A 14024-nucleotide genomic window follows, 5' to 3' on the forward strand; every position below is an offset into this window, starting at 1 on the left:
TAGCTAAGTAGCTAAGTAGTTAAGTAAGCCGTGATCTCATAGCTAACAGCTGGAGCGACGCTGGTAAAAATACTCAGCACGAAGCGGTTTCAGGTTGTGATTGAGATAGTATTTTGCTACAAAACGCGCATAATCTCGCTATACAACATTTAAAGAAGAATTTACCTATGACTACCTTTCAATACTACTTTCACCAACTGCCTTGCTTCGACTGTAAAAAAACGACAGTAAGTACTGATCTTGGTTGGTTAACGCCTGCGATGAAAGACGATGCTATCGCACAAGTGACAGCGACACTTGCACAAGGCGAGGTTACTCCTGATCTTTCAGCAGACGTGGTTTGTACTAAAGATGAAGCGCGTGAGTATTTACTGCTTAACTTCTTTGGTTATTCAGAAGAAGAATTAGAAAGCGGAATCGAAGCGGATGATGAAAAAGAAGTGGCAGACGAAATCGCAGAGCTACTTGAAGAAGGTAAAGACACCATCACCTTCGAACATGAGATTGCTCTTCAGTGCTGCGCAGACTGCGATGTTGAAGACGAGTCAAACTAAGCTTTTGTATTAAGAATATTAAACTAAGTACTCTTATTAAGGTTCATCATGCAGCTATGATGTTCTAATGATGAAAGGCGTTAGCGAATTGAAGTTCGCTAACGCCTTTTTTGTCTCTCTGCTTCTTATATAAGCGACATTAAACCTTAAGATGTTGTGCCTTCTGTAATGCCTTGTTTGCTCAGTTGCGAAAGGATCTCAGCGGTTTTCTCTCTGAATAAATCTCTCAGTAGACGCACAGTAGGGGTGATGGATTGACGACTTGGACACACTAACCACAGCTCGGTAGGTGTCGGCTTAAATTCAGGCATAACTTTAACCACTTCGCCTGAAAGCAGGTGAGGAGACATGTCTAGACAAGATTTTATTGCCACCCCTTTACCTGCGATACACCAACGTCTTACAAGGTCTGCGTCGTTCGAAGCGCGATTTCCTTTTAGTTTCACTTTATGATCTTGAGTACCATCGTTAAACACCCACTCGTCTTGCAACATGTCATGGAGTTGGTAAAGCAAACCATTGTGCTGAGCTAAGTCACTCGGGTGTTTTGGTGTGCCCATTTCAGCCAAGTATTCAGGAGCCGCACACAATATCCTCGGCACATCGCATATCTTGAAACCATACATGTTCGCATCGGTCGGAGAGCCGTAACGCAGCGCCATATCGACGGAATCTCGGTAGAAGTCGATATTGCTATCGCTGATGCTAGTGCGAAGCGTCGCCTTTGGGTATTCAAGCAAGAACTCATCTAACCAAGGTGTGATTAGGTTGCGTCCTAGATCTGATGAAAGCGCTATGCGAATTTCACCGTCAAGAATACCAAGCTCTTCGCGCATGTTGAGCTTCGCTTGCTCCAACATCTTTAAGGCTTGTTCGCATTCCGGTAAATAACGCTCGCCAGCTGAAGAGAGCCTTAGGTGGCGCGTGGTTCTTACAAATAACTCCGCACCTAGTGCCGCTTCAACACGTTTTACCGCTGCACTTGCTGTGGCAGTGCGCATATCAAGGTTGGTGGCTGCAGCGGTGATACTGCGAAACTCCGCCACTTTCAAAATGACCTGTAAATCTTCAAGAAGCATGTTATCTACCTGTATTGAATTATGTTCTAAACATGGCGTTGGGATATTTCCCCATCACAATCTGCAAATGGGTTATCTCTACTTATCGCTTCTAAGTTAGCTTCAAATACTTAATTGTCAAAACTAATTTGATAATAATTCAAATATGAGGCTGTTTTTCATTAGTAATTTTCTCACTATCATTTCCCCATATCGACAACGTAGCGCAGTACACATCGTATGGACGAAACCTACGATCTAGGGGGATAAGATGACTAAGAAAATCACAATGGGTGTAACGGATTTGTCGTTCCACCGTACGACCGCATCATTGGTTGCCAATGTATTGAAATCCATGGGTTTTGAGGTAGAGCGTATTTTCTCTCCCCATCAGGAGAACTTTGAAAAGCTGAAAACAGGCCAAGTGGATATGCTTTCTTCTGCGTGGCTGCCATCAAGTCACGGTATCTACAAAGCGGGCGTTGAAGAAGTTGAGCCACTTATCAAGCTTGGGCTTCATTATGAACCTTATGCTTTGTGGGGCGTACCAGACTATGTGCCTGAAGAAGCGGTTTCTGAAGTCTCTGATTTATTAAAAGCTGAAGTGATCGAGAAAATGAACTCGACCATTCAAGGCATCAACCCCGGCGCTGGTATCACACGCTTCTCTATCCAGATGATGAAAGATTATGGCCTGAGCGATGCCGGCTACGAGTTCTTTCCTGGCAGTGAAGACGATTGTTTCAGTGCCTTTGAAAGTTCAGTCGCAAACAAAGAGTGGGTGGTAGTGCCACTGTGGAAACCTCAGTTTTTGCACTATCGTTACGATATTCGTGAGCTCAAAGAGCCAAAAGGCCTACTCGGAATAGTGGACAGAGCAGTGCTTCTTTTAAGAGACGACAAGAAGCATCTGTTCAGCGAACAACAGATTCAGAAGTTGGATTCCCTATGCTTCTCGAATGACATCATCGCAGAGCTGGATTACAAAGTTTGCCGTGAAGGTAAACCACAAGATCAAGTCACACATGATTGGTTGATTGAGAAAGGCCTGATTTAGCCTTTAAGCCGTTGGCAATGCAGTGAGACGTCTGCGTTACTCAGATAACGGCAATACCACTATCAAAAATTATTTGAGAATTATTCAAATATTAGGCGGTTTATCTAGAGTGAGAATTGACTAAGATTAACTCGTCTAATTCAAGGAGAAAGCACAATGTCAGTACCATCAAAAATGAAAGCTATCGGATTTACTCAATCACTTGCGATTACAGAGCAAGACAGTTTATTTGAGTTTGAAACGAGTCTGCCAGAACTAAAAAATAATGACTTGCTGGTAAAAGTGAGCGCGACTTCTATCAATCCTGCTGACGCTAAAATTCGTATTCGTAATGCCAAAGACAAAACTCTTGAGCAGCCAAAAGTGCTGGGCTATGACGCAGTCGGTGAAGTTGTTGGTAAAGGTGCTGACGTTGAAGGCTTCGAAGTCGGTGACCGTGTGTACTATGCGGGTGACGTAACACGCATGGGGGCCAACGCAGAATACCAAGCTGTGGACTACCGCATTACCGCTAAAGCGCCTAAGAGCCTTTCTGATGAAGCTGCAGCCGTTATGCCACTAGCAACGCTTACGGCTTGGGAAGCATTGTTTGACCGCCTGCGTGTTCGCTCTGAAGAGAAAAAGTCTATCCTGATTATTGGCGGAGCAGGCGGTGTAGGGTCGATCACTATTCAACTGGCTAAGCAACTCACCAACTTAAATGTTATCGCAACAGCTTCAAGACCTGAAACGGAACAATGGGTAAGGGATATGGGGGCGGATTATGTGGTGAACCACCGTAACCTTGTCGAGTCAGTGCGAGAGCAAGGCATTCAACATGTCGACTACATCTTCAATGTTGCTGATACCAAAGGGCACTGGGATGCGATGGTTGAGCTGATTGCACCGCAAGGCATGATCAGTTCGATCGTAGAGTTTGACGGTGGCATTGACTTATCAGCGCTGCAAGGTAAATCAGCAGGCTTTGTTTGGGAACTGATGTTTACACGTTCACTATTTAACACTGAAGATATCCAGAAGCAGCAAGACATCCTATTCCAAGCTGCGAACCTGATTGATGCGGGCCGTATTAAAACAACGCTAACCACGACCCTAAATGGCTTTAGTGTGGATACAATCAAAGATGCACACCAACGTATTGAAAGCAGTGCCTCGATTGGTAAAACAGCTATCAAATACTAATTGCTGATGTTTTAATCCGCCGTTGTTTTGAATTGTTGACGGTTTAAATAGAAGAAGCCCCTGATATCTGATTGCTAGTCAAAAGGTATCAGGGACTTTTGTTTGTTTTCAGTTTAGTCAGCTTCTGGTGATGTGATAGATTTCGATGTTTTGAAGTGAAGCTGTATTAGGTCTAGCTCAAAAAACGAGGGCTGTTTGTCTGCAATCAAAAAGCCGATTTGTTTGATGTCTTGTGCCTTAAGTTCCGGCGCATCGCTCAGTAGCCGACCTCTGAACACCGCTTGAAAATCATCGAAGTGGAACTCCTTGCTAAACTGCTCTCCCTTAATGGTATCAAAATCGTGCTTGTATTGAACTCGATGACCGTCCTTCGATGTTGTGAACCTCAGTTGGTAGGTGCGACCATCACCAACGAATACTAGTTCTACGCTATCTATTTCATGGGCCAGTGATTCAATGGAGCGCTTTACAGAACTGAAACCACCATTATTTTCTAACGATAGCTCACCCCTAAATCGACTCATATTATCAAGATAAATGAGCCCGCCCGTTGAGATGCCACCCATTACATCGTCGTTGGTCGCTGTCCAATTCTTGTGTTCGTTCGGTTGTATAAAATCAATCATACCTATGCCTGCTACAGATACTTGAGACCATAAAAAGGAGAGGCTGAGTACTAGCCAAAAAGGGTGTCTTCGCTTAAGCAATGAAGCCGTTTCGTTCATGATTGTCTCCGTTAGCCGTTAGCCGTTAGCCGTTAGTCTGTTCGCGTTTTATGGAGAAGGTTCAGTGGCAAGCATACCCAGACAACGCTCAATAAATTCAGAATAATTTGAAGCATTGTCGTACTCGATTTTCAATGAACCATGAAACATCAGCGTCACTGTTACGTCTTTATAGCTTAGCCAACAGGTGTAACCATCGTAATCGTGCCACGCTACCATCTCTCCCAATTGATATTTGCTATCCAATTGCTTGCCCGAGGAGCGAATGCAATCGAACACTCTGAGAAACTCTAAAATGGTGATTCTGTTGTCCATGTTTTGCTCCCGCTGAGTAGTCATTGATAATAGGCTGAATTTTGTTATCTAAACTTGTTACTGCTTGACCTCTGTCCCTACGGCTTGCCTCTATGTCCCGATCACTGAAAGGATCTTATCTTCTCGATAAACCTCTGTTTTCTAATATTTTCATCGTCATTCCATACATCCGATTAATCCTGAGCAAAACGGGTGTAACAAACTTGATAACGATGTTAACCCTCAAGATAAAGACGAGCTTAATTTGCGTTTATGGTGGTTAATTAAAATTAGAGTCGATAGGATAAATAGCGTCGGAGCCGGGTTATTGGCTGAAATAGAATCTACAGAAAGTGCGTGTCAACATGATAGAAAAACTTAAAAAGGAATGGTTTCTTGTAGGGATGTTGGTGGCTATAGTCGTTGCTGTTTTTACGCCAGATTGGGGTAAATCGGGTGGGGTACTTCACCTTGATAAGGTTACTGTTCTCGGCATCGCTTTGGTGTTTTTCTTACACGGTTTAGGCTTGTCTCCAAAAGCCATTCTTGAGGGGCTTTCGAATTGGAAGCTACACGTTTTTGTACAAAGCGCGACCTTCTTAGTTTACCCACTGCTTTGGGTTATATTTGGGCAAGGCTTTGTCGCTTATATGCCCTCAGCTCTGGCCTTTGGTTTCTGTTACCTCTTCGTATTACCGAGTACGATTTCGTCTTCGGTTGCGATGACGGTAATTGGAAAAGGAAACCTACCGGGTGCGATATTCAATGCATCACTTTCTAGTATTTTAGGCGTGTTCATTACGCCTCTACTGATCCAGCTCTTTATGGGATTGGAAGGTGCAGAGCTAAACCTGATGGAATCGGTGATCTCTATATCTAAAATGCTGCTATTGCCAATGATTGTCGGCCAGTTGATGCGCCCGTTACTGTTTGAATGGACTCAGAAACACAAGTCAGTGGTCAATAAGTTAGATAAATACGTGATACTTCTGATTGTCTACAGTGCTTTCTGTGACTCTATTGAACACGGTATTTGGAGCGACTTTTCACCAATGCTGTTGTTGCTGTCAGCGGTGATTTGTTTAGTGGTATTGATGGTGATGGTACACGGCATTCAATGGAGTGCCCGAAAGGTTGGATTCAATCATCAAGATGAAGTCGCGGCAGTATTCTGTGGTACTAAGAAGACCTTAGCGGCAGGTATTCCTATGGCTAAGGTGATCTTTGCTCACAACCCTAATCTAGGGATGATATTACTGCCAATCATGCTTTATCACCCGATTCAGATCTTTTACTGTGCAGTGCTAGCCAACCGTTACGCCAAGGTTGATACACAATCTAGTTAAACTTGTTTGTTGTTACAAGTACAACAGAAAAACGCCTTTCACTTCGCTGTGAAAGGCGTTTGTATTTGAATCTACTTCACTTTAACTAGAGTGCTTGAATCTGTATGAGCAAATGCGTTGTCGTAGATCTCTAAGCCTGTTGTTTGAGAGTACGTCAGCGTATCGTCTGAAATGCTAATGTTCATCGTGAAGCCTGTGGTGGTTGCGTTGTCCGTCATGTATTCAGACTCAGCGATGCCACGCTTTGACGCAACTAACGTCATTGTATCGCCAGCAGGGCCTTCTGCGGTGACACATGTGGTGCGTGGTACACAGTAAGAGTTGTAGACGATCTGATTTTTTTGATCGTAGATGAAGTAGCCACGTTGATCGTGGAATTTAGAGTCGTCGGCCTTTCTGAATACTTCTTGCTTGTAGTACAGAGCAACCAGATATTGATCGCTGGCGTTGGTTGCATCTGCCGCAACCTCAAATGTCATCACTTCATAAAATGGTGTGACCGCGGGGCCACCTTTGCCCACTTCTGTGCCTTCTTGACCTGGAGAAATATCAACGCCGCCAGTTTCGACTGATTTCCATGTGCCGACTAACTTTGCGAGTGGACCAAAATCCATACCATTGATTGTGCTGTGGTCGGCTACTGCTGGAGCCGAGATTACCGCTGCGATACCAAGTGCTAATAATTTTTTCACTTTAACTTCCTTTTTTGTAATTATCTGACCACATTAAAAGTAAGGTTATTGTGAAGCCAATTTATTAACCCAGATCAGTGTTCTTGGTTAATATGAAAGCGATTTGTAACTTGATGTATCAGTCAATAAGAGAATATTAATGCGGCTAAATATTGAACGAATAGCTGTGATTTGTTCATCGAGGTTTAATTCAAAATTGCATTAGTCTGAGCCTTATTAATTTTGCTATTACACATTTCAAATTCTCATGTATGATGTGCGCCCATAATTGTATGACAAATGTGTAATCTTACTTCTGTATGAATAAAGCTGTTAACCACGCCATTTTGCTTTTGGTGCTCGCAAACCTACTTGCGTCTTTTTCAGACGTATCATTGAAGATACTGAATGGCGAAGTCCCTACGTTCCAGTACGTGTTTATCCGTCAGCTATTGAGCGTGATCTTGTTGCTTCCATTTTGGTTAAAGTTACCGAGAGAGACGCGTATGAAAGGCGGTTGCCGAATCAACTTCTTAAGGGCTCAATTTATCTTAGTGGGGAGTGGCTGCGCGATGATCGCCATTACACACCTTACTTTGGCGACAGCAAACGCGATGTTCTACGTTGGACCAATCCTTATGCTGCCTTTGTCGATCGTGCTGTTGAAAGAAAGGCCGACATCTTCAAAAGTGATCGCGACCCTGATTGGTTTTGTGGGCGTATTAATAGTGTTACGCCCTGAACAATTTCATTGGGCGGCGATTGCTGGGCTAGGCAGTGCGCTTGCGATGGGCGTGGGTAATATCTTGATTAAACGCTTGAATGCAGAGCAACACATCATCTCAACTCTGTTCTGGACCAGCATTATGACTCTGCCACTTGCACTGGCATTAGCGCTGCCAACTTGGTCTGCGCTCGAATGGCGTCATGTTGGTTGGATCATGGCAATCAACTTGTTCGTACTTGGATACCATGCGCTTGTGGTGGTGGCTTACAAAAAAGCACCGGCCAACCAGATTGCGCTCGCCGAATATTCTGGGTTGGTGTTCGTAACATTGTTTGGTGTTATGTGGTTCGATGAGATTCCAGACATCCTGACGCTGGTGGGCATTAGTCTCATCGTTATTCCAATGATGCCGATTAAATGGAAGAAGGTTTTCAAGTGGAGAGACCGAGCCGCTTTAGAAGTTGAGGTTACTCCGCCTAAACCATAGCGGCTTGTCTCTCAGTCATTCTGGATTCCAAATAAACCACATCAGGGAAGGTCGTCTAAACTTAGGGTTTGTATCGCTTCAAAATACGACAATTTGGGCTCTAAAAACGTTCTCGAAATAAATGCAAATTAGTGCTTTACCTCAACTTAACTTGAGGTATTAGGATATGCAACGTTGCTTACGAGAATACTTTAAGGAGAGAAGAATGATCCAACTTGAACATGTGAATTTAGTGGTAAAAGATATCCCAGAAATGCTGGCTTTCTATAAAGCGGCGTTCCCTCATTGGTATGTCCGTGATGAGGGAAAAGGGGAGTGGTCAGGTAAGCCACGTAACTGGCTGCATTTTGGCGACGAGTACCAATACATAGCAATAAGTGATCACGGTGAAGGTGAAAATAGAGATTTGGCTGGGCATTCTGTTGGTCTCGCACACTTCGCTTATGTGACCAATAATATCGAAAGTGTCACTCAACGCCTTGTTGATGCGGGCTTTCCAATTGCCAAACCCGGTGCCGAAGAACCTTATCGAAAAAATGTCTACTTTGTGGATCCTGCAGGCTTTGAGATCGAGTTTGTTGAGTATTTGAGTGATGATCCTAAGTTACGAAATGCCACGAGTTAGTTACGTAATACGCCGCTTTGTTAAAGTTGGTTAGCTGAATGAAAGCGCGCTAGAGAGCATTTATAGAAAAGGGCATTGTGGAATAATCCGCAATGCCCTTTTTAGGTCTATGCAATAGCTGATTATTTAGCTGATGTTTAGCTCAGTTGTTGGGTTGTTTATTTAGCCTTAAAAGGCACCAACAGTTGTTTGCCAAACACATTAATCAGCGCGCCAGTCACAATCAGGCCACCGCCTAGATAAGTCCAAATTGATGGAATCTCATTGAAGATCCACACGCCTAACAGTGCTGAGAATACGATCTGAACGTAAGAGTAAGCTGAAGCCTTGCCTGCTGCTTGGGTTTGCATCGCTTTGGTCAAACCGTATTGGCCTATCTGAGTGAAAATACCGACTAACACGAGCATCACGGTTAAGAATAGACTTGGCCATACAAAGTCGTTCCAAATAAGGACTGTCGATATTGGCAGAGCAACCAGTGGGAAGTAGAAGATGATGACAGAGCTGTCTTCCGTCTGGCTCAGCTTTCTCACAATCACATAAGCAATTGAGCTACCAAACGCACCACATAACGCCACCATAATGCTGAATAGCGGTAACTCGCTGCTCGCGCCGCTGTTCATGCTTGGTTGAACCATCACCAATAATCCCGCTAGGCAGAATGCAATGCAGATCATGGTCGATTTCTGGACGCGTTCTTTCAGGAACAACACACCGAGCAACGCGGTAAAGACCGGATGTACGTATTGTAGAATGGTCGCTTCTGCTAACGGAAGAGTGGTTACAGCGTAGTAAACACACATCAGTGCTGCAGTACCTACTGCGCCACGAACAAACAACAAAGGTTTGTTATTACCCCAGATCGAAATGCCTTTTCGTTTTACGTCGATGTAGCTGATGATCAAAGACACCAACGCTCTTGCTGCAACGATTTCGAATACAGGAATGCCATAATTGCTGATGTATTTCACACAAGCTGACATCAGTGCGAATCCAAAAGCGGAGAGGATCATGAATCGAACCCCAACAGGGATTTGTGAAAAAGAGAAAGAAGACATAAAAATATCAATCGGTTGAGGGAACAGGAATCATAACTTAGTTTAGAAGAGCCGACCAAAGTCTTTGTCCTGTTCTATTACACCAAACCATTGATATTGCTGTGCGAGTACTTTCAGCAACTCGATCTCTTTTGTTGTCTCTTCTCTAAGCCATTCAATAAGGTCGTTGATGATAGGCGTGTGACTACGCTGGTGCATGAAGTAAGTCCAAGCACTGTGTTGGATTTTTGCATTTCTAGGGCAGTACAAGAAGCCTCGTTGGAGATCTTGTTGAACTAACAACAGATCCGTGACCGTAACCCCTTCACCGGATAGACAGGCACTGAGCGCCATATCTAAAGACAAGAAGCTGGTATTTCTGACAGGTTTCTTTGGTGGGAATTCAACATCGGCCAGCCACACTTTCCAGTCGTGATGATCTAAGGTTGGATGCAGCCTTGGCAAGGTTAAGATTGAATCAAGGTCGGTGTCTTTGGTGGTTAAACTAGTAGAGCAAACCGGCGCCATGAACTCTTCACGCAAGAAGGTAATGTCAGGTGCCTTGTCATAGCGTTTTTTGAAACGCGTGTGGAAGATCAGTAGATCATACTCACTACTATTAATCGATTCGTCTTCCTCAATCACAGGAACAATGACTATCTCATGATCTTGATAACGCTCGTTTAATTCCCGAACTTTGGAGATCAATACTCGCGTCGCGAAACTCAGAGTCGCTTTGATCACGATACGCTTCTGCTTGGGCTCACTCCAAGAGGCGATAACAGCTTCGATATTAACGTAGCTTTCTCGCAAAGCCACATACAAATCATGACCTTGTACCGTTAATTCTATGGCTCGATGCTTACGAATAACCAGTGATGCGTTTAACTCATCTTCAAGCTGTTTGATCTGTCGGCTGATCGCACTTTGTGTCACATGCAGCTCTTCGGCAGCCAGCGTAAAGCTCATCAGCCTTGCGGCAGCTTCAAAGGCTTTTAAGCCATTATGTGATGATGGCAAGCTAGGATATGGGGTCATAATTCGTTCGCATGAGTTTATGGAATGTTAGAGTCGCAAATTTATCAATTGAACGCTAGCCTCATCGATCGTATTTTGGGCGAAATTACCTGAGGCGCTCATGAAAAAAATACTCACTCTTGCATTCCCTTTGATCATTTCACAGCTGATCTCTATGGCTTTAGTCCTTACTGATGTTTGGATGATGTCGCGTATCAGTGTGTCAGCCCTTGCGGCTGGTGGCTTAGGTGCCTCAATCTACTTTTTCATCTTCATTATTGCGAGCAGCACCGTGGGTTGTGTCGCGAATTTGATTGCGATCGCTTATGGTCAGCGAGTAGCTCGCCCTGAGTTTGGTAATACACAAATCAGATTGGCGGTGAAAGGCGCAACCATGTTGGCATTCGTGCTCAGCGTGACCTTAATGGCCAGCTTCTGGTTTGCTCCGTTGGTATTAGAAGCAGCCAAACAGCCACCAGAAGTGATCACTTTAGCCATGGAATATGTCCATGCTTTGAAGTGGGTAATGTTGCCTTCGCTTATCTTGTTGGTACTTCGTGGCTTAACCAGTGCGTTTGGCAACGTGCGCTCCATTCTTGTGATGTCGATTATCACCGTAATTCTGAATGTGCCAGTGAGCTATTTTCTCACCTTCCAATTAGACATGGGCTTAACAGGTTTAGGGCTTGGTACGGCTATCGCGGCATTTATCGTGATGGTTGGATATACGGTTTGGGTATTTAAGCGTGACGAGTTTAAGCAGTTCGCCCCTTGGCTAAATACAGAAGAGTATTCAATCAAGTTGATGAGCCCATTGTTGTTGATGGGTCTACCTATCGGCTTGGCTGCTTTACTTGAGCATGGCTTGATTTACGGTGGCACCTTGATGGCGGGCACGATCAGTATTGCTTCGTTAGCCTTGCACCAAATCTTGCTGCAATGTTTAAGCTTTACTTGGAACTTCAATTTTGGTTTCTCACAAGCTGCGGCGATTTTGGTTGGCCGTGATTTTGGCGCGGGTAACTACGAAGGAATAAAAAGAACCTCGATTCAAAGCTTCATATTGGTGTCGGTGTTGAGTGTGGCGTTGTCGGCCGTGTTCATTATATGGCCTGAGATGATCGCTTCTATCTTCAAGTTAGACGATGGCACGGGTGCAATGACTTCACTACTGGCTTCTGTGATTTGGGTCGTTGCTTTGTGCTTTATTGTTGATGCTTGGCAGCTACTGGCGATTAACCTGCTAAGAGGCATGAAGATTGTCTCTATGCCAACCGTGATGACTGCCATCGGTTACTGGGTATTTGGCTTGCCTGCGGCTTGGTATTTGATGCCTAAGTTCGAATTGGCAGGGATTTGGGGCGGAATCGGTGTTGGCTTAGGCGTGACAGGTATTCTGCTGCTTATCCAATTGATGCGTGTCATTCAAAAGAACAACCAATCTCCAGATTTGTCGAATCATGCTTATACGTGATTTGCTTGTGATGCTCGCCTTTACCATGGAACCTTGAACGATAAACGTTGTATTGCTGACCGAGAACTATCAATTACCAACAATGACCTATAAGCCCTAAATTGCGTACTTCGTAATTTAGACCTTGGTCTTACAGAAACCGAGCTAAAAGGTGACTAGAATGATTTGAGTTGCTCACCGTTTTATCAAGGAATACACAAATGGAAGTTGGATTGTTCTGGGCTGAAAAAGGAATGTTAGTGCTTGGCGCACTGTTTGTTTTGACGAGCATGATGCAGTACGGAAGACGCAGTAGCGATTGGAAAGGCGTGATTACGATGTTCTACAAGCGTATCCCAATGAACATCGCCGAATACAAATGGTATCGCCTGGGGATCGCGTTGTTGGTATTTGCTGTGATCATACGTTTCGCATTACTGATTTTATGGCCTTCATATCAGTTCTAGTTCTCTTGCATTAGCTTTGTTGGATAGCTCTCTATCATGGCTACATAAAGCCGTTCAATGAATGAGTCAGTCGAGCCTTAATAAACCCGCTTGTTAAGGCTGCTGTTAAATATAATAGTGCTATTACTCAACAGCAAGGATTGGCTATTACCTTTGTAGCATATTGTTTTTCATGAAGAATAATGCGAAATAATAGCTTACCCACCTGTTTCATCATTCTTACTAATAATCTGCACATAAATCCATTCACCCCGTACCTGATACCATAATGTTCTGTTACACTCGGTCGAATTAGCTTTAATTTGTCAGTGGTGCATTTATGTCGTTCCCAGTTCTTATATGTGATGATTCTGCGTTAGCAAGGAAGCAGATGGCTCGGTCACTGCCTAGTTCTCTAAATGCAGATATAACTTTTGCTGTTCATGGGCTTAATGCACTTGAAGAGCTCGCTAAAAACCAATTCAAATTGATGTTCCTCGACCTAACCATGCCGGAATTAGACGGCTATGGCACATTGGAAGAGATGCAACGTTTAGGCGATACCACGCCAGTTGTCGTTGTTTCTGGTGACATACAACCAAAAGCACAACAGAAGGTGCTGGATCTTGGCGCCAAAGCATTTTTGAAAAAGCCGATTGATAAAGAAGCGTTAAAAGCGATTCTACGTGAGCATGTTGAGCCACCAAAACAGCCTCAACTTATTACGCCAGCACCGCTAGAGCTACCGATTCTGCGCCGACGTGACATCTATATGGAAGTTGCGAACGTTGCGATAGGTCGAGCAGCCGATGCATTGGCGCGCCATTTTAATGTATTCGTTCACTTACCATTACCGAACGTGAACATCTTCGAAGTGAGTGAATTGCACATGGCACTTCGTGACCTAGCGGATAACGACCAAGTGTCGGGTGTTTGCCAAGGCTTTAGTGGAGAAGGCATTGCAGGTGAAGCGCTAGTTTTGTTGAGTGATTCCAGTGTGAGCGATCTTAAGAAGCTCATGAAGGTGCCAACAGAAAGCGAGCAGCTAGAAGAATTAGAGTTGTTGATGGATGTATCGAACATCTTAGTCGGCTCTTTCTTGAATGGGTTAGGGGAGCAATCAGAAGTTCGTTTCTTTCAGAGCTCTCCTGTGCTGCTAGGTCAACACATCTCGATTGATTCGGTGATTGAAAATACCAGCGGCTCATTTAAAAAGACCATGACGTTCGAAGTCAGCTACAACATCGACGGCACGTCCATCCGTTGTGACCTTCTATTTATGTTTGTTGATGAGTCTCTGCCTCTTCTAGATAACAAATTGGCCTACCTAATGGAGGAGTTTTAA

At 44.1% G+C, this 14024-nt stretch carries 15 protein-coding genes; 9 read left to right on the forward strand and 6 right to left on the reverse strand.

The features are described from left to right. Window positions 1-167 precede the first annotated feature (167 nt). On the forward strand, window positions 168-554 hold the full coding sequence (locus AB4329_RS11505; protein ID WP_017064374.1) for a hypothetical protein: 387 nt from the start codon (window positions 168-170) through the stop codon (window positions 552-554). Between the two features lie 146 nt (window positions 555-700). On the opposite strand, the gene AB4329_RS11510 is transcribed toward AB4329_RS11505, so the two are convergent. Further along, window positions 701-1633, reverse strand: coding sequence for a LysR family transcriptional regulator (locus tag AB4329_RS11510; RefSeq protein WP_137002266.1), 933 nt, complete (start codon window positions 1631-1633; stop codon window positions 701-703). 268 nt (window positions 1634-1901) lie between these two features. On the opposite strand from AB4329_RS11510, the gene AB4329_RS11515 reads away from it, so the two are divergent. Next, window positions 1902-2669, forward strand: a complete 768-nt coding sequence (locus AB4329_RS11515; protein WP_372138388.1) for a glycine betaine ABC transporter substrate-binding protein — start codon at window positions 1902-1904, stop codon at window positions 2667-2669. 156 nt (window positions 2670-2825) lie between these two features. Next, complete coding sequence (locus AB4329_RS11520) at window positions 2826-3851, forward strand: zinc-binding alcohol dehydrogenase family protein (RefSeq protein WP_372138351.1); 1026 nt, start codon at window positions 2826-2828, stop codon at window positions 3849-3851. A 113-nt stretch (window positions 3852-3964) separates the two neighbouring features. Here AB4329_RS11520 and AB4329_RS11525 read toward each other — a convergent pair whose 3' ends face one another. Beyond that, a complete protein-coding gene (locus AB4329_RS11525; RefSeq protein WP_372138353.1) occupies window positions 3965-4576 on the reverse strand; it encodes a CIA30 family protein in 612 nt (203 codons plus the stop codon). A 48-nt stretch (window positions 4577-4624) separates the two neighbouring features. Continuing rightward, window positions 4625-4891, reverse strand: a complete 267-nt coding sequence (locus tag AB4329_RS11530; RefSeq protein ID WP_372138355.1) for a DUF3081 domain-containing protein — start codon at window positions 4889-4891, stop codon at window positions 4625-4627. A 344-nt stretch (window positions 4892-5235) separates the two neighbouring features. On the opposite strand from AB4329_RS11530, the gene AB4329_RS11535 reads away from it, so the two are divergent. Continuing rightward, window positions 5236-6216: a bile acid:sodium symporter family protein gene (locus AB4329_RS11535; RefSeq protein WP_372138357.1), complete on the forward strand. Its 981-nt coding sequence runs from the start codon at window positions 5236-5238 to the stop codon at window positions 6214-6216. A 71-nt stretch (window positions 6217-6287) separates the two neighbouring features. Here the strand turns inward: AB4329_RS11535 and AB4329_RS11540 are convergent, their stop codons facing one another. Then, on the reverse strand, window positions 6288-6908 hold the full coding sequence (locus AB4329_RS11540; protein WP_372055985.1) for a heme-binding beta-barrel domain-containing protein: 621 nt from the start codon (window positions 6906-6908) through the stop codon (window positions 6288-6290). A gap of 299 nt (window positions 6909-7207) precedes the next feature. Between AB4329_RS11540 and AB4329_RS11545 the strand changes: the two genes are divergently transcribed. Both AB4329_RS11545 and AB4329_RS11550 read left to right on the forward strand, forming a co-directional pair. Further along, window positions 7208-8101, forward strand: a complete 894-nt coding sequence (locus AB4329_RS11545) for a DMT family transporter (protein ID WP_017065985.1) — start codon at window positions 7208-7210, stop codon at window positions 8099-8101. A gap of 205 nt (window positions 8102-8306) precedes the next feature. Continuing rightward, window positions 8307-8726 (forward strand): VOC family protein, encoded by a 420-nt coding sequence (locus AB4329_RS11550; protein WP_017072063.1) that lies wholly within the window; start codon window positions 8307-8309, stop codon window positions 8724-8726. Between the two features lie 158 nt (window positions 8727-8884). Here AB4329_RS11550 and AB4329_RS11555 read toward each other — a convergent pair whose 3' ends face one another. Beyond that, a complete protein-coding gene (locus AB4329_RS11555) occupies window positions 8885-9784 on the reverse strand; it encodes a DMT family transporter (RefSeq protein WP_372138358.1) in 900 nt (299 codons plus the stop codon). A gap of 42 nt (window positions 9785-9826) precedes the next feature. Next, a complete protein-coding gene (locus tag AB4329_RS11560; protein ID WP_372138360.1) occupies window positions 9827-10801 on the reverse strand; it encodes a LysR family transcriptional regulator in 975 nt (324 codons plus the stop codon). 100 nt (window positions 10802-10901) lie between these two features. Between AB4329_RS11560 and AB4329_RS11565 the strand changes: the two genes are divergently transcribed. The 3 genes from AB4329_RS11565 (at window position 10902) to AB4329_RS11575 (ending at window position 14024) form a co-directional block, all read left to right on the forward strand. Beyond that, window positions 10902-12254: an MATE family efflux transporter gene (locus AB4329_RS11565; RefSeq protein ID WP_017062432.1), complete on the forward strand. Its 1353-nt coding sequence runs from the start codon at window positions 10902-10904 to the stop codon at window positions 12252-12254. Between the two features lie 200 nt (window positions 12255-12454). Beyond that, window positions 12455-12700 (forward strand): hypothetical protein, encoded by a 246-nt coding sequence (locus AB4329_RS11570; RefSeq protein ID WP_010430578.1) that lies wholly within the window; start codon window positions 12455-12457, stop codon window positions 12698-12700. A 319-nt stretch (window positions 12701-13019) separates the two neighbouring features. Beyond that, entirely contained in the window at window positions 13020-14024 is a 1005-nt protein-coding gene (locus AB4329_RS11575) for a response regulator (RefSeq protein WP_372138361.1), read from the forward strand.

Origin of the sequence: Vibrio sp. 10N.261.54.A5 (assembly GCF_041471145.1) — a bacterium.
Classification (GTDB): domain Bacteria; phylum Pseudomonadota; class Gammaproteobacteria; order Enterobacterales; family Vibrionaceae; genus Vibrio; species Vibrio crassostreae_C.